Source organism: Microbacterium sp. Y355 (assembly GCF_059445345.1).
On the sequence record NZ_JCAIUD010000002.1, the window covers coordinates 168,448 to 188,296 of the forward strand.

The 19,849-nt window shown below is 65.5% G+C and carries 19 protein-coding genes and 1 tRNA gene; 11 read left to right on the top strand and 9 right to left on the bottom strand.

Annotation, left to right across the window (positions count from 1 at the left end; translation table 11 throughout):
- Positions 1–47 precede the first annotated feature (47 nt).
- A tRNA-Ala gene (locus AC1C2O_RS17830) sits at positions 48–120 on the top strand.
- Positions 121–183: 63 nt separating this feature from the next.
- On the opposite strand, the gene AC1C2O_RS17835 is transcribed toward AC1C2O_RS17830, so the two are convergent.
- The gene (locus AC1C2O_RS17835; RefSeq protein ID WP_495431912.1) at positions 184–1,065 is read right to left on the bottom strand and encodes a metallophosphoesterase; all 882 of its coding nucleotides are present in this window, start codon (positions 1,063–1,065) and stop codon (positions 184–186) included.
- 27 nt (positions 1,066–1,092) lie between these two features.
- Positions 1,093–2,013, bottom strand: a complete 921-nt coding sequence (locus AC1C2O_RS17840) for an AEC family transporter (RefSeq protein WP_495431913.1) — start codon at positions 2,011–2,013, stop codon at positions 1,093–1,095.
- A gap of 143 nt (positions 2,014–2,156) precedes the next feature.
- Here AC1C2O_RS17840 and AC1C2O_RS17845 point away from each other — a divergent pair, with 143 nt between their 5' ends.
- Positions 2,157–2,291: a hypothetical protein gene (locus AC1C2O_RS17845; protein ID WP_495431914.1), complete on the top strand. Its 135-nt coding sequence runs from the start codon at positions 2,157–2,159 to the stop codon at positions 2,289–2,291.
- Positions 2,292–2,382: 91 nt separating this feature from the next.
- On the opposite strand, the gene AC1C2O_RS17850 is transcribed toward AC1C2O_RS17845, so the two are convergent.
- From AC1C2O_RS17850 to AC1C2O_RS17870, 5 genes are all read right to left on the bottom strand, one after another.
- On the bottom strand, positions 2,383–3,345 hold the full coding sequence (locus AC1C2O_RS17850) for a sensor histidine kinase (protein ID WP_495431915.1): 963 nt from the start codon (positions 3,343–3,345) through the stop codon (positions 2,383–2,385).
- Positions 3,342–4,058: a response regulator transcription factor gene (locus AC1C2O_RS17855; RefSeq protein ID WP_495431916.1), complete on the bottom strand. Its 717-nt coding sequence runs from the start codon at positions 4,056–4,058 to the stop codon at positions 3,342–3,344. Before AC1C2O_RS17855 ends, AC1C2O_RS17850 begins: the two co-directional genes overlap by 4 nt.
- A 4-nt stretch (positions 4,059–4,062) precedes the next feature.
- The gene (locus AC1C2O_RS17860; protein WP_495431917.1) at positions 4,063–4,632 is read right to left on the bottom strand and encodes a DUF3060 domain-containing protein; all 570 of its coding nucleotides are present in this window, start codon (positions 4,630–4,632) and stop codon (positions 4,063–4,065) included.
- Between the two features lie 47 nt (positions 4,633–4,679).
- Complete coding sequence (locus tag AC1C2O_RS17865; protein WP_495431918.1) at positions 4,680–5,903, bottom strand: OmpA family protein; 1,224 nt, start codon at positions 5,901–5,903, stop codon at positions 4,680–4,682.
- A gap of 63 nt (positions 5,904–5,966) precedes the next feature.
- The gene (locus tag AC1C2O_RS17870; RefSeq protein WP_495431919.1) at positions 5,967–6,743 is read right to left on the bottom strand and encodes an IclR family transcriptional regulator; all 777 of its coding nucleotides are present in this window, start codon (positions 6,741–6,743) and stop codon (positions 5,967–5,969) included.
- A gap of 52 nt (positions 6,744–6,795) precedes the next feature.
- Here AC1C2O_RS17870 and hutH point away from each other — a divergent pair, with 52 nt between their 5' ends.
- The 4 genes from hutH (at position 6,796) to AC1C2O_RS17890 (ending at position 12,131) form a co-directional block, all read left to right on the top strand.
- The gene (gene hutH, locus AC1C2O_RS17875; protein ID WP_495432173.1) at positions 6,796–8,376 is read left to right on the top strand and encodes a histidine ammonia-lyase; all 1,581 of its coding nucleotides are present in this window, start codon (positions 6,796–6,798) and stop codon (positions 8,374–8,376) included.
- Complete coding sequence (gene hutU / locus AC1C2O_RS17880; RefSeq protein WP_495431920.1) at positions 8,363–10,009, top strand: urocanate hydratase; 1,647 nt, start codon at positions 8,363–8,365, stop codon at positions 10,007–10,009. The genes hutH and hutU overlap by 14 nt, the downstream gene beginning before the upstream one ends.
- Before the next feature lie 101 nt (positions 10,010–10,110).
- A complete protein-coding gene (gene hutI / locus AC1C2O_RS17885; RefSeq protein ID WP_495431921.1) occupies positions 10,111–11,229 on the top strand; it encodes an imidazolonepropionase in 1,119 nt (372 codons plus the stop codon).
- Positions 11,226–12,131, top strand: coding sequence for an arginase family protein (locus tag AC1C2O_RS17890; protein ID WP_495431922.1), 906 nt, complete (start codon positions 11,226–11,228; stop codon positions 12,129–12,131). The genes hutI and AC1C2O_RS17890 overlap by 4 nt, the downstream gene beginning before the upstream one ends.
- An 18-nt stretch (positions 12,132–12,149) precedes the next feature.
- On the opposite strand, the gene AC1C2O_RS17895 is transcribed toward AC1C2O_RS17890, so the two are convergent.
- Entirely contained in the window at positions 12,150–13,427 is a 1,278-nt protein-coding gene (locus AC1C2O_RS17895; protein ID WP_495431923.1) for a DUF445 domain-containing protein, read from the bottom strand.
- Between the two features lie 68 nt (positions 13,428–13,495).
- Here AC1C2O_RS17895 and AC1C2O_RS17900 point away from each other — a divergent pair, with 68 nt between their 5' ends.
- Positions 13,496–13,768 carry a metal-sensitive transcriptional regulator gene (locus AC1C2O_RS17900; protein WP_495431924.1) on the top strand — a complete coding sequence of 91 codons (273 nt, stop codon included), beginning with the start codon at positions 13,496–13,498 and terminating at the stop codon, positions 13,766–13,768.
- Positions 13,769–13,770: 2 nt separating this feature from the next.
- On the opposite strand, the gene AC1C2O_RS17905 is transcribed toward AC1C2O_RS17900, so the two are convergent.
- Positions 13,771–15,315, bottom strand: a complete 1,545-nt coding sequence (locus tag AC1C2O_RS17905; RefSeq protein ID WP_495431925.1) for an amino acid permease — start codon at positions 15,313–15,315, stop codon at positions 13,771–13,773.
- A gap of 151 nt (positions 15,316–15,466) precedes the next feature.
- Here AC1C2O_RS17905 and AC1C2O_RS17910 point away from each other — a divergent pair, with 151 nt between their 5' ends.
- Genes AC1C2O_RS17910 through AC1C2O_RS17925 form a run of 4 tightly spaced genes read left to right on the top strand, consistent with a single transcriptional unit; the run spans position 15,467 to position 19,821 of the window.
- Positions 15,467–16,822, top strand: coding sequence for a glutamine synthetase family protein (locus tag AC1C2O_RS17910; RefSeq protein ID WP_495431926.1), 1,356 nt, complete (start codon positions 15,467–15,469; stop codon positions 16,820–16,822).
- Complete coding sequence (locus tag AC1C2O_RS17915; protein ID WP_495431927.1) at positions 16,803–17,624, top strand: gamma-glutamyl-gamma-aminobutyrate hydrolase family protein; 822 nt, start codon at positions 16,803–16,805, stop codon at positions 17,622–17,624. Before AC1C2O_RS17910 ends, AC1C2O_RS17915 begins: the two co-directional genes overlap by 20 nt.
- The gene (locus AC1C2O_RS17920; protein WP_495431928.1) at positions 17,621–18,982 is read left to right on the top strand and encodes an aldehyde dehydrogenase family protein; all 1,362 of its coding nucleotides are present in this window, start codon (positions 17,621–17,623) and stop codon (positions 18,980–18,982) included. Before AC1C2O_RS17915 ends, AC1C2O_RS17920 begins: the two co-directional genes overlap by 4 nt.
- A 59-nt stretch (positions 18,983–19,041) precedes the next feature.
- Positions 19,042–19,821, top strand: coding sequence for a 3-oxoacyl-ACP reductase (locus tag AC1C2O_RS17925; protein ID WP_495431929.1), 780 nt, complete (start codon positions 19,042–19,044; stop codon positions 19,819–19,821).
- The last annotated feature ends 28 nt before the right edge of the window (positions 19,822–19,849 follow it).

The window sequence follows — 19,849 nt, forward strand, 5'->3', positions numbered from 1 at the left end:
CGCGGCGCAGCGAACCTTTCTGGCGTGATAATCTAGCTGAGGTTCATGGGCCTATGGCGCAGTTGGTAGCGCGCCTCGTTCGCATCGAGGAGGTCAGGGGTTCGAATCCCCTTAGGTCCACACTGTGTTGAGACAGTAAGAAGAAGCCCCGCTCAGGCGGGGCTTCTTCGTTTTCTCGGACGATCAGTCCGGCCGACCGGCATCCTGAACGATCTGCGCCACGACATCCGCATCGAAGTGGAAGACCACGTCATCGGGCGTCAGTCGCTCGATGAATGGCACGATGCGCACGCTGTCACCATCGATCGTGACGACTGAGCCGCCGAAAGCGTCGATCGCCGATTCCTCGGCGGGGTCGGCGAAAGCGTGGGAGACGTTGGTCACGCCCGGAGCCACGGTTACGGGGATGCCACCGACGAACTCGGTGATCGGCAGGTGGTAATGCCCCGCCAGGATGACCCGAACATCAGTGCCGCGCACGATGTCGATCAACTCCTGCCCGTCACGCTCGTCGAGGGCCAGGGCCTGCAGCAGATCGGTCTGCGCCCTGATCGGCGGATGATGCACGATCACTACCGTGCCGTGCGCAGCCGGAGCCCTGAGAACCTCACGCAGGAACTGCTTCTGCTCGGCCTCGAGGGTGCCGTGGCCGGCGCCTGGCACTGAGCTGTCGAGCACGATGACCCGCCACCCGTCCTGGTCGACGACAGAGGCCACGGGGCGGTCCAGGTCGATGCCGGGTAGCTGTTGCTCATCGGCATCCGGCTGTCCGCCACCCAACAATGCGCGGAACGCTTCGCGGCGGTCATGGTTACCCATCGCGAACACCACACGTGCTCCGCGCTCACGTGCCCAGGGTGCGACGGCATCCCTGACCTGTCGGTACGACTCGGCAGAGCCGTCATCACTGACGTCACCGGATACGACGACGAGGTCGAACGGGAGATGCTCCACATGCGCCAACGCTCTGCTCAGGTGCTCGGCGGTGTCGACGACGCCGTAGTGCCGGCCGTTGTCTCCGGAGAAGTGCGTGTCGCTGAGATGCAGGATGCGAAGAGCGCTCATGGTGACACTCTTCCAGATCAGCGGTGCTCAGCCCAGGAGTACGGTCGCGATCAGCAGCACGGGCACGCAACCAATCGTCGTGATGAAGACCGTATCGCGAGAGATGGACTCGCCGATGTCGTAGCGCTGTGAGTAGTTGAAGACGTTCTGCGCGGTCGGTAGAGCCGCGAGCACGACGACGATCAGGACTTCATGCGCGGAGAGGCCGAACACGAACTGTGCGACCGCCCAGGCGATGAGCGGCATGACCAGCAGCTTCAGCGTGCTCGCAAGCAGCACGTCCCGACGGTGCCCCGACGTGCCGAGCACCTTCTGGCCGTAGAGCGAGATGCCGTAGCTGATCAGCAGCACCGGCACGCAGGCGTTCGCCAGCAGAACGGCGGGCTCCATCACAATCGGTGGCAGCTCGATATCGAGTACAGAGACGAGAGTTCCGAGGGCTGAGCCGAGGATGATCGGGTTCGTCGCCGTACGAACGAAGGTGCGCCAGGGGGAGGTGCGGCCGCTCGTGACGGCATCGAGGATCGTCAGCGAGATCGGCGTGAACACCAGCAACTGCAACAGGATCACCGGCGCCGGGTAGGCGGCGCTGCCCAGCAGATACAGCGAGAGCGGAATGCCGATGTTGTTCGAGTTGACCTGTCCGGCCGACAGCGCACCGATCACGGTTTCACCGATGCTGCGCTTCCAGACGTACTTGGCCACCAGCGCGTAGCCGCCGATCACAGCAACCGCAGCGATGGCCGACACCGGCAGTAGCGACGAGAACAGCATCGATGCATCCGCCTGCGAGAGCACGGTGAAGAGCAGGAAAGGTGACAGCACGAAGAACGTCAGGCGCCCGAGTACATGGCGGGCGTGCGGGCCGAGCAGATCGATGCGTCCGATGATGTATCCGACGGCGATCGCGAGCCCGACGACGGCGAATCCGGTGAGTGTATCGAGCACGTTCTGAGCGTAGTGGCTCCGGATGCTCTCGCCGGTTCTGCAGGAACGTTTTTTCCTTCTCACCGGGAAATTTGACTTCGCTGTGGAAGTGGCTATGGTCAATGGTTACACCCGCCAGCTGAATCAGAGGGAAGCGAGTCTCGATGTCTGGAAAGACACCCACAGAACGAACTGGAAAGAAGACCGCGAAGCTGTCGCTGAAGGAGAAGCGAGCAGTCAAGCGTGCCAAGCAGGAACCGGAGAGCTTCATCAAGTCCCGCAAGGGCGCGGCTGGCTGATCTGACGAATAGATCCGGTTCCTGAGAGGGGGTCGCAGGCGCGTGAGCCTGCGGCCCCTTCCACCTTTTTGGCGCGGGGGTGGGGGGTGGTTCAGTGCAGCGGCAGGCTCAGCGTGAACACGCTGCCGGATCCTTCAACGGAACGCAGCGCGACGTGTCCGCCGTGTCGGGCAAGCACTGTCGAGACGAGCGTTAATCCGAGCCCTGATCCCTGGACATCGCGTGCATTCTGTGCGCGAGCCAGCTCATCGAAGACGATGGGAAGATCGGATGCGGGGATGCCACGACCCGCATCGGCAATCTCGATGATGGCCCATCCGCTCTCCTCGCGAAGTCGCACCTCGATTGGGCCCGCGACAGAGTACTTCACCGCGTTGCCGAGGACGTTGTCGATCGCGAGGGACAACAGATCGATGTCGGCGGGCACCGGCGGCACGGTCCACGGAACTCGCGTGACGTCCACACGGATGCGGGCCGCCGAGGCGGCGTCGCGCTGGCGGATCGCATCGACGGCTTCCTCGAGCACGACCTCGAGGTCGACCTGTTCTCGCTCGAGTTCTCGCGTCTCCAACTCGGCTAGCTTGCGCAGATCTCGGACGAGCCCGGCGAGCTTTCTGGCCTGCGCATCGACCGTCTGCCATTCGACGGATTCCCGGCCTGCGGCCGTCGCGAGAATCGCGGTCAGCGGGTTTTTCAGCTCATGGTCGAGTCGGGCCAGGAACATGCGATGACTCTCACGCTCTGTGCGCTGGCCCACTTTCTCGCCCTCGATGTAGGCGGCGGCGACACGCGCCCTGCTATGGCGACGGTCCGAGCGCACAAGTAGGGCGATCCCCACGATCAGGCTGATCAGGATGCCTGCGGCCAAGAAGACACCGGGAAGCGCCATCGCGATCGTCAGGCTGCGGCGCTCGCCGAGCAGGAGCAAAATGCCACCGGCTGCGGCGCCCAGTATGACCGGGGTGATGACCGCCGCTGCCAGTCTGACGCGGTGAGCGGGGCTCCAGCCGAAGCGACTTGCGGCGCTCCCACGTGGCCAACGCACGGTGCTCATGCTGCGGTCACCGCGGCGATGAAGCGATAGCCGAGACCCGGGGCGGTGTCGATGTATCTCGGTGCGGCAGGATCATCGCTGAGCACCCGACGCAGCTCGGCGATGCGGTGATCGACCGCGCGACTCGAGGTGGCGAAGTCGAAGCCCCACAGTGCAGCGAGCAGTCGCTCTCTCGGCAGCGCCTCCTGCGGATGCGTCATCATGTACTCCAACAGGGTCAGTGCTTTGGGGGTCAGGGTGAGCTCGCGGTCCTGCAACCACACTCGACGTGACGTCCGATCCAGGAGTAGCTCTTCGGCGCGCAACTTCGTCGCAGCCGGCAGTCCGCCCGAGCCCTGTGAGGCCCGTCGCAACACCGCGCGGATGCGCGAGAGCAGTTCCTGAGGATCGAACGGCTTGTTCAGATAGTCATCGGCGCCCTCGTCCAGCGCCGCGCTGCGTTCCCAGGATTCGCCGACCTGTGTGAGCAGGATCACCGGCAGCCACAGGTCGCGCTCGCGGAGTCGCCGCACGAACTCACGTCCATCCATATGCGGCATCAGGACGTCACTGACGACGAGATCAGGCACCTCCTCGGCCACAGCATCCAAACCTGCCCGGCCATCGCTGGCGATGCGGACGTCATAGCCGCTGCGTTCCAGGAACGCGCTCAGCGCACCGGTGATCGCCTCGTCGTCGTCGACAAGGAGGAGGAGGGGTCGGTTGGCGCACATGACATCATCCTGACGTTGCGACGTTGCCGGCTCCGGAGTCTGCAACGGTCGGAGTGGCGCCGAGCCAGTACACCTCGTTGATCGTCCCAGTAAGCTGCACGGTCGCCACGGAATCGACGAAGACGACGTTCCCCGCCCCCCTTATCTCCAGGGTCGTGACCGGGCCAGCGACCACGACACCGATGTCCATCTCCACCACGAGGTGCTCGCACGGGCCGTCGACGATGATGACGTTGCCGGTGGTGTCGGCGAGAAGCAACTCGCCGTCGCAGCGCACGGTCTGTGTCGTCAGAGCGATCGCGTTATCGCGGACTTCGGCGACTTCCGTGCTCCACGAGGTCGTGACGGTGGCATCCTCAGCGGTCTCTTCTGGTTCCGTCGATTCCTGCGTGTCCGGTGTCTCGTCGGAATTGGTCTTTTCGGAAGGTGTCTTTTCGGAAGGTGTCTCTTCGGATTCGGTGGCGGCGGGCGCCTTCGCGTCTGCCGGGTCGGTGAGTGCGACGGCGCATCCGGAGAGGCTCGCGAGCAGGACGACCGCGGCGAGAGTGACGGGGAGCGTGCGTGTGAATGGCATGACGTGTTCCTCGTTGCTGGTCAGAGTTGCTGGTGGGCGAGGGTGGTTCAAAGGGTCGCCGGGATGAAGATTTCAACGCGTCTGTTGAGCTGGCGACCTGCCGGGTTGTCCTGACCGTCGATCTCGTTTGCGGCAACCGGACGGGCCTCGCCAAGCCCCTCGGCGGTGAGAACGGTCGTTACGTCGGCATTGTCGAGGGCGGCGACAACGGATGCCGCGCGGTCTTCAGAGAGCGTCTGATTGTAGGAATCCGCGCCGATCGCGTCGGTGTGACCGGAGACGATCGCCTGGGGGACGTCGTACTCGGTCAGCACCGAGGCGACAGTCTGGAGCGTTTCGGTGGCATCGTCGCGCACCTCGCTGCGATCGAAGTCGAACAGCACGCCGTCCTGGAAGGTGAGGATGGTGCCGCACGACTCGATCGGCTGCAGTGCGCTCAAAGGCGGAAAGACTCCGAGGACCGGCACGACACCGATCGGATCGACCTCGATCGGCACGCCATCGATCGCGCCGGTGCCGTCGCCGTAGTTGTTGATTGTGATGTCAGCGTCGCTGTAGACGCCTGATCCGTCGCCGTAGTTCTCGATGCTGACGGTGCCGTCTGCGTAGTTGCCCGATCCGTCACCGTAGTTGTGGATCACCACGGCGCCCGCGGCATAGTCGCCGGAGCCGTCGCCGTAGATCTGCACACTCATGGAGGCATCGACGTAGTTGCCCGATCCGTCACCGTAGTTCTGGATACTGACGCTGCCATTGTCGTAGTTGCCCGATCCGTCGCCGTAGTTCTCAACCGTGACTCCGTTGAGAGTGAAGGATCCAGACCCGTCTCCATAATTCTGGATGCTGCCGTCGGAGCCGGCGTAGTTGCCCGATCCATCGCCGTACAGATACGCGCTGCCATTGCCCGCAATCACGCTGCCACCGGCATCGCACTGCGCGGCAGAGACCGTCACGCCGGGAATCGTCGCGAAGTCATCGCGAACCTCCATCGCGAAAGAGGAGACACTCGTGTCCAAGAGCGAGAGGTCGGGTAGTTGGAACAGTGGTACCGGAGGGAATTCACCCTCCGAGTAGCCCGCGACGGTGGGGAGGCCAGTGGCTGCAGCGGGCTCAGGCGTGTTCGTCGCAGGCGGAGACGCAGACTCAGACGTGGCTGCGGCCGGTGCCGTCGGGGTCGATGCGGCCGGAATCTGAGCCGAGCATCCGGCTGCGGTGATGAGGGTGAGAGCTGCACCCAGGGCGGCCACTGCGCGGCGTGTGGTCGTGTTCATGCCTTGAGAGTATCGAACCAATGTCGCTGTCTTGTCGCGCCGATGTCGCAGTTCTGCGACACGTCAGTGACGCAGTCTCCGCTGTAGTTCTGCTGCCGTCTGTGCCACTGCGGTCGCGGCATCCGCTTCAGCTGGTCCGGCGTCACTCGACCACGTGACGGCGACAGCAGCGAGCGGCCATCCTGAGGCGTCTTGCACCGCCGCTCCCACCGATCGCATACCCTCAGTCACTTCGCTGTCCTCCGACGCGAAACCGACGGCACGGATGCTGCGCAGCAGCTCACGGAGCTCTCCGGGTGTGGTCGGGCCACGATCGGTGCGGGTGGAGAACACCCCGGCGCTCGGATACAGCGCACGTACCTGCTCTCGGGGGAGTGTCGCCAGCATCGCGCGGCCGGTTGCGGTCAGATGCGCTGGCAGCCGCACACCCACATCTGTGACCAGCGCCGGACGCCGTGGAGCGCGCTCTTCGACGATGTAGACGACGTCGCTGCCGCTCAGCACCGCCAGATGCGTGCTCTCGCCCAGACGGTCGGCGAGGGCCGCAACCAGAGGGCGGCCGAGGCGGGCCAACGGCTGCTGGCGGGCGAATCCGCCGGCGAGTTCGGATGCTGCAGTACCCAGCACCCAGCGTCGTTCCTCGCGCAGGTGCAGCACGAACCCGTGCGAGGCCAGTGTGTTCAGCAGATGGTGAACGGTCGACCGCGGAAGCGCGAGCTCGCGAGCGATCGCTGAAGCCGCGACGGAGGCAGGGCGCCCGGCCAGATAGCGCAGGATGCGCAGCGTCTGGTCGGCAGCGGGAACCTGCGCTCCACTTGAACTGTCTGGGATCACAGACAAAGGATGTCACGTGCCCCTGTTCGCCGCCACCGCTGAGGTGTGGAATCAAGTCATGGCAGAGTTTCCCCCTATCCTCGTCGGCAGTGCAGCGCGTCTCGGTGATGCAGTGCGCGTAGGTGCCGATGTTCTGAGCCCGGCGGACGTCGTCGCGATCGCTCGGCACGGTGCGCAGATCGTGCTCGATGACGCCGCCCTCGACCGGATCGCCGAGACCCGCGGCATCGTTGACGCCCTCGCGGCCGACCCGGACCCGCACTACGGCGTCTCCACGGGTTTCGGCGCGCTCGCGACGACCTTCATCGCACCAGAGCGACGCCACCAGCTGCAGGCGAGCCTCATCCGCTCACACGCTGCGGGCACAGGTGCTGAGGTCGAGACCGAAGTCGTGCGGGCGCTGCAACTGTTGCGGCTGCAGACCCTGGCATCCGGCCGCACCGGCGTACGCCCCGTCGTCGCCGAAACGTATGCCGCCATGCTGAACGCAGGTATCACCCCCGTCGTCAGGGAGTACGGCTCGCTGGGCTGTTCCGGCGACCTCGCGCCGCTCTCACACATCGCGCTGGCCGCGATGGGAGAGGGCGAGGTACGGGTTGAGGGCATTCTCCTGCCTGCATCCGAGGCGCTTGCCGCCGCGGGGATCGAGCCCCTTGTCCTCGTAGAGAAGGAGGGACTCGCCCTCATCAACGGCACCGACGGCATGCTCGGGATGTTGCTGCTCGCTCTGCACGATCTTGAAACCCTCATCACCACCGCAGACCTCGCAGCGTCCATGTCGATCGAGAGCCAGCTAGGCACGGATGCCGTGTTCGCCGCTGATCTGATGGCGCTGCGCCCACAGGTCGGGCAGGCGAAGTCGGCTGCGAATCTGCGCGCCTTTCTGGCGGAGTCGCCCATTCTCGCCAGCCACAAGGGCCCGGAAGACGGTCGAGTGCAGGATGCGTACTCGCTGCGCTGCTCACCACAGGTGCACGGGGTCATGCGCGACACCATGGCGCACGCCGCCACCATCGCCTCGTGTGAACTGGCAAGCGTGATCGACAACCCGGTCATCACCATGGACGGTCGCATCGAATCGAACGGCAACTTCCACGGGGCTCCGGTCGCTGCCGTACTCGACTTCTTGGCAATCTCGGTGGCCGATGTCGCGAGCGTGTCCGAACGTCGCACCGACCGTGCGCTGGACCCGGCCCGCAACCGTGGCCTGCCGCCGTTTCTCGCGCATGAAGTCGGTGTCGACTCCGGCCTCATGATCGCGCAGTATGCCGCAGCGGGCATCGTGTCTGAACTGAAGCGCCTTGCCGTTCCGGCATCCGTCGATTCGATTCCGTCATCCGCGATGCAGGAGGATCACGTTTCGATGGGGTGGTCTGCAGCGCGCAAGCTCCGTCGGGCGATCGATGGGCTCACGCGCGTCCTCGCGATCGAGGTGCTCACCGGAGCCCGCGCCCTCGACCTGCGCGCGCCGCTCAAGGCAGGACCCGCCACCGGAGCCGTGCGCGACCTCGTCCGCACTGTGGTTGAGGGACCCGGTCCCGATCGTTTTCTCTCACCCGAGATAGAAGCGGTCACCGAACTTGTGCGCTCGGGCGCTGTTGCCCGTACTGCGAAGGAGAACGCAAATGTCCCGTCCTGATATCCATGCCGCCCGCGGCCCTGAGCGCACGGCGAAGAGCTGGGGCGCGGAGGCCGCCAAGCGCATGCTGATGAACAACCTCGATCCGGAGGTGGCCGAGCATCCCGAGGACCTCGTCGTGTACGGCGGCACCGGAAAGGCGGCCCGCAGTTGGGAAGCGTACGACGCGATCGTCCGCACGCTCGATGAACTCGAGCCGGATGAAACCCTGCTGGTGCAGTCAGGAAAGCCGGTCGGAGTCTTCCGCACACACGAGTGGGCGCCGCGCGTTCTCATCGCGAACTCGAATCTCGTGGGCGACTGGGCGACGTGGCCGGAGTTTCGCCGGCTGGAAGCACTCGGGCTGACCATGTACGGCCAGATGACCGCAGGGTCGTGGATCTATATCGGCACGCAGGGCATTTTGCAGGGCACATACGAAACGTTCGCCGCGGTCGCCCGATCTCTCGATCGCGACTCGCTCGCCGGCACGTTGACGCTCACCGGCGGGGCGGGCGGCATGGGCGGCGCGCAGCCCCTCGCCGTCACGATGAACGGGGGAGCGGTGCTCATCGTCGACGTCGACGAGTCCCGCCTCGCTCGCCGCGTCGAGCACGGCTACCTCGACGAGTACACGACGGATCTGGATAGTGCGGTCGCGCGGGTCGTTGCCGCGAAGGATGCCGGTGAGGCGCTCTCGGTCGGTGTCGTCGGCAACGCCGCCGAGGTCTTCCCGGAGTTGCAGCGTCGTGGCATCCCCATCGATATCGTCACAGACCAGACCAGCGCACACGACCCGCTCGCCTACCTGCCGATCGGCATCTCCGTCGACGACTGGAAAGCACAGGCCGAGCGCGACCCGGAGGAGTTCACCCGCCGTGCCCGCGAATCGATGGCCACCCACGTGGCGGCGATGGTGGCGTTCCAGGACGCCGGAGCCACCGTCTTCGATTACGGCAACTCGATCCGTCGCGAGGCGGAGTTGGGCGGATTCGACCGCGCGTTCGACTTCCCGGGCTTTGTGCCGGCCTACATCCGCCCGCAGTTCGAGGAGGGACGCGGCCCGTTTCGCTGGGTGGCGCTATCGGGCGACCCAGAGGACATCTACCGCACGGACCGCGCGATCGCCGAACTCTTCCCCGAAGACGCGGCCCTTCACCGCTGGCTCGAGCAAGCCGCCGAGAAGGTGCACTTCGAGGGACTCCCCGCCCGCATCTGCTGGCTCGGTTACAAAGAGCGTCACCTCGCGGGTCTGAAGTTCAACGAGATGGTCGCTTCCGGTGAGGTGAAAGCGCCGATCGTCATCGGCCGCGATCACCTGGACGCAGGATCCGTCGCGTCGCCGTACCGCGAGACGGAGGCAATGAAGGACGGCTCGGATGCGATCGCTGATTGGCCACTGCTGAATGCGCTGCTGAACACGGCATCCGGCGCATCCTGGGTGTCGCTGCACCACGGCGGGGGCGTCGGCATTGGCCGCAGCATCCACGCCGGTCAGGTCACCGTCGCCGACGGCTCCGCGCTCGCCGCAGAGCAACTGGAGCGCGTCCTCACCAACGATCCAGGCTCCGGCGTGATGCGCCACGTGGATGCCGGTTACGAGCACGCCCGCGAAGTCGCTCGCACCCGCGGCCTGAAGGTTCCGATGCTATGAATCCCTCTCCCGCCCCGCGAGACTTCACGAATGTACGGTTTTCGCCGCCAAACGATGACACAAGTGAAGTTTCGCGGGTGGTGATCAGGAACATTGGAGAGTTGAGCACGAACACTGACGGCGGCATCCTGCACGATGCGGCCGTGCTCATTGAGGATGGCCGCATCGCATGGGTGGGTCCGGACGCTGAAGCCCCTGCGATCGCCGACACGGTGGATGCCGGAGGGCGCGCCGTCATCCCCGGATTCGTGGACAGCCACAGCCACCTCGTCTTCGCGGGCGACCGCGCCGCAGAGTTCGAGGCGCGCATGGCGGGGGAGAGGTATGCCGCAGGTGGCATACGATCCACCGTCGCGGCGACGCGAGCAGCGACAGAAGACGAGCTACGCACGCGGCTCCACGGCTTCGTGGACGAGCTGCTCGCGCAGGGCACGACCACGGTCGAGATCAAGAGCGGCTATGGCCTCGATGTGGAGACAGAGGAGCGACTGGTGCGGCTCGCGGCCGAGGTCACCTCGGAGGTGACGTTCCTCGGGGCACATGTCGTCCCCGCGGAGTACGCCAACCGCTCCGACGAGTATGTCGACCTGGTGGTCGGGGAGATGCTGGATGCCTGCGCTCCGCACGCGAAGTGGATCGACGTCTTCTGCGAGACGGGCGCCTTCACGGTCGAGCAGTCCGGTCGAGTGCTGGAGGCGGGGATCGCGCGTGGCCTTGTGCCGCGGGTGCACGCCAGCCAACTCGGGCCGGGCGGGGGAGTGCAGCTCGCTGTCGAGCTCGGCGCGGCATCCATCGATCACGGCACGTACCTGACCGATGACGATGTCTCGGCGCTCGCGGCATCCGACACGGTGCTCACGCTGCTGCCCGGCGTCGAGTTCTCCACACGGCAGCCCTACCCGGATGCGCGTCGCCTCATCGACGCCGGAGTCACTGTCGCGCTTGCGTGCGACACCAACCCCGGGTCGAGTTTCACATCGTCCATGCCGTTCTGCATCGCGATCGCCGTGCGAGACATGGGCATGACGCCAGCCGAGGCGCTGTGGGCGGCGACCGCCGGGGGAGCGCGAGCCTTGCGCCGCGACGACATCGGCATGATCGCTCCAGGTGCCCGAGCCGACCTCGTGCTGCTGAACGCCCCGACGTACGTGCACCTGGCGTATCGCCCCGGTGTGCCGCTGGTTCGGCGGGTCTGGAAAGACGGGGAGGTTATCGCATGACTCTCTCGCATGACGAACTCTGGCCAAGGGCGGGCGGATGGCCTTCTTTCGAACCTGGAGACCGAGCGGATGCCGTGCTGCTGGGCGTTCCGACATGGCGGACTTCGCTCTCGCCGACCGGAGCGCACGCGACACCTGCCGCGATCCGCGAGGCTTTCCCTCGATACAGTGCCACGCTGATGGGCCCGCCTGTCCTAGATCTGAACGCCGCGTTGCGGATCGTGGATGCTGGCGACATCGCCGAACCTGACGGCGACGCCGGCATCACTGCCACGATCGCCCGGGTCGCCGAGTTGTCGGCAGCGGCAGAGCTCGTCATCGCGCTCGGCGGCGACAATTCACTCACCTACCCGGTGGCGCGCGGCGCTGCCGGCACCGGACTCATCACGATCGACGCGCACTTCGACCTGCGCGATGGTGTTTCAAACGGTTCACCCGTCCGCCGTCTCGTGGAGGATGCCCCGGCCGAGGAGCGCATCGACCCGACGCGGATCGTGCAGATCGGGATCGCCGACTACGCGAACTCCGCCGCCTATGCGCAGCGGGCAGCGGACTGGGGCATCCGCGTCATCACGCTTGACGAGTTGCGCCGCCGCGGTCTCGCTGACGTGGTGAGCGAGGCACATGAGATCGCCGGAGCGGATGCCGAGGCGCGCATCCACCTCGATGTCGATGTCGACGCGGCCGATCGTGCGGCGGTGCCCGGGTGTCCGGCGAGCGTGCCCGGTGGGCTCGCCGCTTTCGAACTGCGTGCGCTGGTGCGCGCACTCACCTCAGATGCCCGTGTCGTCAGCGCAGACATCGCCGAGGTGGACGCCACCGCAGACTCGGCCGACGGCCGCACCGTGCGCCTTGCGGCGCTGTGTGTGCTGGAAATGCTCGCCGGCCTCGCCGCGCGCTGAGCGGGCAGGCGCCGCGGCTCAGACCCCCGGAATCACGGCATGTGCGATCGTGAAGATCGCCAGGCCTGCCAGCGCACCCACCACCGTGCCGTTCAGGCGGATGTACTGCAGGTCGCGGCCGACCATCAGCTCGATCTTCTCAGTGGTCTCGGCGGGATCCCAGCGCTCGACGGTGTCGGTGATGATCGAGGCGATGTCGTGTCGATACCGATCGACGAGGAACACCGCGGCGTCGGACACCCAGGTGTCCACGCGCTTCTGCAGCGCAACATCCGTCGTCAGTCGCTCGCCGACCTCCTGCACGGCTTGCGCCGCGCGTGCGCGCAGACCGCTCTCCGGGTCAGCGAGGGCCTTCAGTAGGCCGGCCTTCGCGGTGTTCCATGCCTCCGCTGCCAACGCGCCCACGCGGGGGCTGTCGAACAGTGAGGCCTTCGCGTTCTCCAACTTCGCGCGGGTCGCCGGATCATTCTGCAGACTGTCGGCGAGCCGTCCGAGATAGCCATCGATCGCGAGGCGAGCCGGATGCTGCGGATCGGCCTGCACCGCATGAACGAACTTGACGGCCTCGTGATAAACCGTCTCGTCGACGAAGCGGTGCGCGAGCTTGGGCACCCAAGACGGCAACCGCCGCGAGATGAGGCCGGCGAAGGCCTCGCCGTTGGTAGCCAACCAGGTCGAAATGCTGTCGGCGGCAAGGTCGACGGCACCGTGGTGCGCATCCGCTTCGACGATTTTCTCAAGCCAAGCGCCTGCGGGTGGGCCCCATTCCGGATCGACCAGATGTTCGCGCGCGAGGTCGGTGATGAGGTCGCGGACGTCATCGTCGCTGAGCGCGTTGAGGATGGCGGTCGCGATCGTCGCGCCCTCCGTCGCGACCCGCGCAGCGTGCGGCTCCTCACGCAGCCATTCTCCTGCGCGATGGGCGATGGCTGTTTGGGAAAGCTTGGTACGAACGACATCGGCGGCGAGGAAATTCGTTTCGACGAATTCGCCGAGGGTGCGTCCGATCTCATCCTTGCGGTTCGGGATGATCGCGGTGTGCGGAATCGGCAGCCCCAGTGGTCTGCGGAACAGCGCAGTGACAGCGAACCAGTCGGCGAGCGCGCCGACCATTCCGCCCTCCGCTGCTGCACGGACGTATCCGAGCCACGGATACCGCTGCTGCAGCCAGAACGCGATGACGAACACGACCGCCATGAATATCAGCGCGCCGACGGCGATCGCTTTCATGCGGCGAAGCGCGCGCAGGCGCTCTTGGTCGGCGGGGGAGAGAAGGGCCATCGGGGTGCGCGGCATGACGTCATCCTCGCATGCGCGGCGCTTCGAACCGCTCAGCTATCGGCGGGCCGGGGTACTCTCGGATCGTGATCGAAGACATCAAGAAGCGCGCTCTGCATCGCACCAGCATCCTCGAGGGTCAACTGCGCGGCGTTACGAGGATGATCGAGAACGAGGAGTACTGCATGGACATCATCACGCAGTCCCGCGCCATCCAGCGCTCGCTCGAGTCCCTCAACCGCCTGCTACTGGAGAACCACCTGCGCACGCACGTCACCCACATGTTCGAGCAGGGTGGGGACGAACGTGAACAGGCCGTCGGTGAACTACTGAAGGCGTTCGACTTCGATAAGAAGTAGTCCTACTTCTTGCCGAACACCTGGCCATCCATGGCGTCATAGCCCTCTTCCTGAGGGTCGCCGTGCTCGCCGCCGGAGAGCGCGTACTCCTCCTCCGGCGAGAGCACGAGCCGGTGCCGGAAGAATAGGCCGAATCCGAGCAGGATGATCACGTAGACGATCGCGATAGCGATGATGGCCGGTCCGAACGTCGGGTTCAGCAGGAAGCCGACGAAGATGAGAGCCGCGATCACAAGAGCGGCGACCGCCCCCGGGATGCCCCACGGGCTACGGTACGGACGGTCGGCATTCGGGAACTTCTTGCGCAGAATGATGAACGAGATCAGCTGCAGACCATACGCGAGAACAGCACCCCAGACGGCGATGTTCAACACGATCGCTCCGGCGACGGTGCCGGCACCCGCCTCATCGACCACGGCGAGCACGTCGAGCACGATGAGCGCGATGAAGCCGATGGCCGCGCCTACAACGAGCGCGACCCACGGCGTCTGACGCTTTCCAGTCAAGGAAAGGAAGCGCGGGTAGTAGCCAGCGCGAGAGAGGGAGTACATGTTGCGTCCGTAGGCGAACATGATGCCCTGCAGCGACGCAAGCAGGCCGATGAGGGCGAACAGGGCGAGGACCGCGGCCAACTGGTCGCCGACGATCGCGCGGAATCCGTCGAGCAGCGGCTCTCCGGCCTTGCCTGTGGCGTCGGCGCCGAGGACGCCAGTGTTCAGGAAGAGGACGAGTAGGCCCGTGACGATGAGCGTTCCTCGTGCCCAGAAACCTGCGCGGGGTATATCACGGGTGGGGTTGTGCGACTCTTCCGCGGCAAGCGGCAGTTCCTCGATGCCAAGGAAGAACCACATCGCGAACGGCAGCGCGAACAGGATCGGCAGCACTCCGTGCGGGAGGAACGCGGTCTGACCCTCGTCGGGCACGATGTCCCAGAGGGCATCCCAGGAGAACGCGCCGGAGAACACTGCCATGAGAGAGAAGACCAGGATGATGCCGATCGAGATCACCGAGACGATGATCGCGAAGCGGAACGAGATGGCGGCGCCAGCGGAGTTCAAGGCAATGAAGACGATGTAGAGGATCAAGTACCAGAGCCAACCAGGCAGCGTCAGCCCCAGCAGCTCCGAGGTGATCCCGTTCGCATACGACGCCGAGAAGTAGACGATCACCGCCGTCGTGGCGACGTACTCGATGGTCTCGGCGGCGCCGGTGACCAGACCGCCCCAGGGCCCCATCGCGGAACGGGCGAAGGAGTATGCGCCGCCGGTGTGCGGCATCGCTGATGCCATCTCGCCGATGGCGAAGATCATGCCGTAGTACATGATCACGAGAATGGCGAACGCGATCAGCATTCCGCCGAAGCCGGCGAACTCGATGCCGAAGTTCCAGCCGGAGAAGTCGCCAGAGATGACGGCGGCAACCGCGAGTCCCCACAGTCCCCACACGCCGGCGCTGCGCCGGAGCGAGCGTTTCGCGAAATACTCGCTTCCGGCTCGTGTATAGGTCGCCCCAGCGACCTTGCGGGACCCACTTTGTTGCTCAGACATCCGAACTCCGTTCGCACCTGGACAGACGCGGGAGCGCCTTGCGAGAGATTGTGACAGCTAATGGTCGGATTCGTCTACCTTTAGATCAGAAAGTGCTCTAGTGTGCGAAGAGCTCGGACGAACACCGGGCGCAGACGGAGTGGAGCGGAACATGCCGGGAAACCTCAGCGTCGAGCAGCTGGACGAGGCCATCGCGAAAGGCGAGATCGACACCGTGATCGTCGCCTTCGCGGACGCGCAGGGCAGACTCACTGGCAAACGCATCTCCGCCAGACTCTTCCAGGAAGAGGTACTCGAACACGGTGCGGAATCGTGCGACTACCTGCTCTCCGTCGACATCGACGTGAACACGATGGACGGCTACGCGATGTCGAGCTGGGACAAGGGCTACGGCGACATGGTGCTGCGCCCAGATCCTGCAACCTTGCGCCGCATCCCCTGGATCGAGGGCTCAGCGCTCGTCATTGCGGATCTGCTCTGGGGTGACGGCACGGCTGTCGCACCCTCTCCACGCGCCATCCTCGACCGCCAGCGTGACCGTCTCGCGGAGCGCGGGTGGACGGCGTTCTCCGGCACGGAACTCGAGTTCATCGTCTTCGAAGACACCTACCGCGAGGCCTGGGCACGCAAGTACGAAGGACTCACCCCGACGAGCGATTACAACGTCGATTACAACCTGCTCGCCACGACCCGCCTCGAGCCACTTCTGCGAGACATCCGCAACAGCATGGACGGTGCGGGAATGTACAACGAGGGGGTGAAGGGGGAGTGCAACTTCGGTCAGCAGGAGATCGCCTTCCGTTACGCCGAGGTGCGCGAGACCGCCGATCAACACACGATCTACAAGAACGGTGCGAAGGAGATCGCCGAGCAGCACGGGCAGTCACTCACCTTCATGGCGAAGTTCAATGAGCGCGAGGGCAACAGCTGCCACATCCATCTTTCGCTGCAGGATGCCGATGGCAACTCCGTCATGGCGGGCGACGGCGAGCACGGCTTCAGCCCGGTGATGGAGCATTGGATCGCCGGCATCCTCGCCTCTCTTCGCGAGTTCACGCTCCTGTACGCCCCGACCATTAACTCCTACAAACGCTTCGCCGAGGGCAGCTTTGCACCCACCGGCGTCGCGTGGGGGATCGACAACCGCACCTGCGCGCTGCGCGTGGTCGGTCATGGCCCGTCGCTGCGCGTGGAGAACCGCGTGCCGGGAGGAGATGTGAACCCGTATCTCAGCATCTCCGCGATCATCGCGGGGGGCCTTTACGGTGTCGAGAACGAGCTGACGCTCCCGCCCCGGCTAGAGGGGTCGGCCTACGCCGCTGACGTCGATCACCTTCCGACGACGCTGCGGGAGGCGGCTCGGCTGTTCAGCGAATCGAAGATCGCACGTGCGGCGTTCGGTGACGACGTCGTGGAGCACTATCTGAACCAGGCGCGCATCGAGGTTGAGGCCTTCGACGCTGCCGTCACCGACTGGGAGCGCGTCCGTGGCTTCGAACGACTCTGAACGCTCGAAGGGCGATGAGCGTGCACGCCGCCCGTTGATCGGCGTGACCACGTATCTGGAACGCGCAACTCAAGGGGTGTGGGACGTGCGTGCCGCGTTTCTGCCGGAGCAGTATCTGCACAGTGTCACCTCTTCCGGAGGCATCGTGATGCTGTTACCACCGCAGGACGACGCCGTCGCGGATGCCGTGATCTCCGGTCTCGATGGACTCATCCTCACCGGAGGTGCGGATGTGCAACCCGAGCTCTACGGTGCTGAGCGTCACCCGATGACAGACCCCGCACGCCTCGATCGTGATGCGTGGGAGCTTGCCCTCTTCCAGGCCGCCGAGCGTCGCCTGATGCCGGTGCTCGCGATCTGCCGAGGGCTCCAGCTCGTGAACGTCGCCCGTGGGGGTTCGCTGCAGCAGCACTTGCCAGAGTCTCTCGGCACCGAACGGTACAAGCTCGGGGGTGGAGTATTCGCTGAGAATGACGTCGCGGTCGCCCCTGACACGATGCTCGCCGGCATGCTCAGTGAGGTTTTGAGCGACGGCGAATTCCGCGTGCACAGCTACCACCACCAGGGCATCGACCGCCTGGGCGCAGGGCTCACCGTCTCTGCACGCACCGATGACGGCCTCGTGCAGGCGTTCGAGGACACCGCGAATGGCTATCTCGTCGGAGTGCAGTGGCACCCGGAGGAGAACGCCCAGAATCGTCACCTGTTCGAGGGCCTCGTCACCGAGGCTCGCGCGTTCGCTTCGCAGAAGACCCAGGACGCGCAGCATGTCCAGAACCAGCAGAAGGAGGGCGCACGATGAGCGCATTCACCGTGATCAACCCGTCGACCGGCGGGTCCATCCGCGACGTCCCGCGTGCGAGCATCGCCGAGGTGGATGCCGCGATCGCGCGTGCCGTCGTCGCGCAGCGCCGCTGGTCGTCGCTCGCGCCGGCCGCGCGTGCAGACGCGCTGCGTTCCTTCGCCCGCCACGTCGAGGCCGCGACCGAGGAACTCGCCCAGCTCGAGGTGCTCAACTCCGGGCATCCGATCGGCTCTGCCCGCTGGGAGGCGGGGCACGTCGCTCAGGTACTGAACTACTACTCGGCTGACCCAGAGCGACTCTCCGGCAGGCAGATCCCTGTCGCCGGTGGTCTGGATGTCACCTTCCATGAGGCCTATGGCGTCGTCGGCGTGATCGTGCCGTGGAACTTCCCGATGACGATCGCTTCCTGGGCGTTCGCGCCCGCGCTCGCCGCAGGAAATGCTGTCGTACTCAAGCCCGCAGAGCTCACCCCTCTCACCGCGATCCGTCTGGGCGAGATCGCTGCCGAATCTGGCCTGCCGGAGGGGCTCTTCCAGGTCGTCACGGGCTCGGGCTCAGTCGTGGGACAGCGCTTCGTCTCTCATCCGGATGTGCGCAAGGTCGTATTCACCGGGTCCACTGAGGTCGGAATCGACGTCGCGGCGGGCTGTGCCAGGGCACTGAAGCCGGTGACGTTGGAGCTTGGAGGGAAGTCCGCCAACATCGTGTTCGAGGATGCCGATCTCGAGAAGGCCGCCGCAGCCGTGCCGGGTTCGGTGTTCGACAACGCAGGCCAGGACTGCTGCGCGCGAAGCCGCCTGCTCGTGCAGCGCAGTGTCTACGATCGTTTCCTTGAGTTGCTCGAGCCCGCAGTGCAGAGCTGGAAGGTCGGCGATCCGAGCCAGGAAAGCACCGACATGGGTCCGCTCATCTCCGCATCGCACCGAGACACCGTGGCATCCTTCCTCGACGGCGCGAACATCGCCTATCGCGGCAGTGCGCCGAGCGGAGACGGATTCTGGTTCGCTCCGGCCGTCGTCCTCGCACAACCCGGCGAACGCATCGCCCAGGACGAGATCTTCGGCCCGATCCTGTCGGTATTGCCGTTCGACGACGAAGCCGACGCCATCCGCCTCGCGAACGACACGATCTACGGTCTTGCCGGCTCCCTGTGGACCGAGAATCTCGGCCGCGCCATGCGCGTCGCCCAGGGTGTCCAGGCCGGAGTGCTCTCGGTGAACTCGCACTCTTCGGTGCGCTACGCCACGCCATTCGGCGGTATGAAGTCTTCCGGTCTTGGGCGCGAGCTCGGGCCGGATGCGGCCGAGCACTTCACTCAGACGAAGAACGTGTTCTTCGCGACCGACGCCTCCTGACAACCACCTGCACTGACCACCCCTGAACTGCCTGACCACTCGTACTGAAGGAAATGCATATGACCATCGATCTGACCCAGCGTCTCAAGGACCGCGTTGCGATCATCACCGGCGGCGCGAGCGGGATCGGTCTCGCCACTGCACGCCGCTTCGCCGCCGAGGGTGCGTTCGTCGTGATCGCCGACATGGACCCTACCGCCGGTGAGGCCGCCGCTGTCGAAGTCGGCGGTGTCTTCCGCCCGGTGAATGTGGCCGATGAAGCGATGGTGAACACTCTGTTCGATGGTGTCGCCGAGGAGTTCGGCCGTATCGACATCGCGTTCAACAACGCGGGCATCTCACCAGCATCCGACGACTCGATCGAGACCACGGAGCTGCCGGCCTGGGACCTCGTGCAGGACGTCAATCTGAAGAGCGTCTACCTCTGCAGCCGCGCTGCCCTGCGTCACATGGTGCCGGCAGGGCGCGGATCGATCATCAACACGGCATCCTTCGTCGCGCTCCTGGGCTCGGCCACCTCGCAGATCAGTTACACGGCGTCGAAGGGGGGAGTGCTGGCGATGTCGCGTGAGCTCGGCGTGCAGTTCGCCCGCCAGGGCATCCGCGTGAACGCACTCTGCCCTGGCCCGGTCAACACCCCACTGCTGCAGGAACTCTTCGCGAAGGACCCAGAGCGCGCACAGCGCCGCCTCGTGCACGTGCCGATGGGGCGATTCGCCGAGCCGGAGGAACTGGCAGCGGCCGTCGCCTTCCTCGCCTCTGATGACTCCTCGTTCATCACCGGCAGCGCCTTCGTCGTCGACGGCGGGATCACGAATGCGTACGTCACCCCGCTGTGAGAGCCGGCTTTGACGCCGTCTTTGAGAG

Bases quoted from the DNA above. Each gene is read 5' to 3' on its own strand.
- hutH (WP_495432173.1), top strand. From the start codon at position 6,796: ATGGCAGAGTTTCCCCCTATCCTCGTCGGCAGTGCAGCGCGTCTCGGT.
- AC1C2O_RS17850 (WP_495431915.1), bottom strand. From the start codon at position 3,345: ATGAGCACCGTGCGTTGGCCACGTGGGAGCGCCGCAAGTCGCTTCGGC.
- AC1C2O_RS17845 (WP_495431914.1), top strand. From the start codon at position 2,157: ATGTCTGGAAAGACACCCACAGAACGAACTGGAAAGAAGACCGCGAAG.
- AC1C2O_RS17910 (WP_495431926.1), top strand. From the start codon at position 15,467: ATGCCGGGAAACCTCAGCGTCGAGCAGCTGGACGAGGCCATCGCGAAA.
- AC1C2O_RS17855 (WP_495431916.1), bottom strand. From the start codon at position 4,058: ATGTGCGCCAACCGACCCCTCCTCCTCCTTGTCGACGACGACGAGGCG.
- AC1C2O_RS17860 (WP_495431917.1), bottom strand. From the start codon at position 4,632: ATGCCATTCACACGCACGCTCCCCGTCACTCTCGCCGCGGTCGTCCTG.
- AC1C2O_RS17865 (WP_495431918.1), bottom strand. From the start codon at position 5,903: ATGAACACGACCACACGCCGCGCAGTGGCCGCCCTGGGTGCAGCTCTC.
- AC1C2O_RS17920 (WP_495431928.1), top strand. From the start codon at position 17,621: ATGAGCGCATTCACCGTGATCAACCCGTCGACCGGCGGGTCCATCCGC.
- AC1C2O_RS17895 (WP_495431923.1), bottom strand. From the start codon at position 13,427: ATGCCGCGCACCCCGATGGCCCTTCTCTCCCCCGCCGACCAAGAGCGC.
- AC1C2O_RS17925 (WP_495431929.1), top strand. From the start codon at position 19,042: ATGACCATCGATCTGACCCAGCGTCTCAAGGACCGCGTTGCGATCATC.
- AC1C2O_RS17835 (WP_495431912.1), bottom strand. From the start codon at position 1,065: ATGAGCGCTCTTCGCATCCTGCATCTCAGCGACACGCACTTCTCCGGA.
- hutU (WP_495431920.1), top strand. From the start codon at position 8,363: ATGTCCCGTCCTGATATCCATGCCGCCCGCGGCCCTGAGCGCACGGCG.
- AC1C2O_RS17890 (WP_495431922.1), top strand. From the start codon at position 11,226: ATGACTCTCTCGCATGACGAACTCTGGCCAAGGGCGGGCGGATGGCCT.
- AC1C2O_RS17905 (WP_495431925.1), bottom strand. From the start codon at position 15,315: ATGTCTGAGCAACAAAGTGGGTCCCGCAAGGTCGCTGGGGCGACCTAT.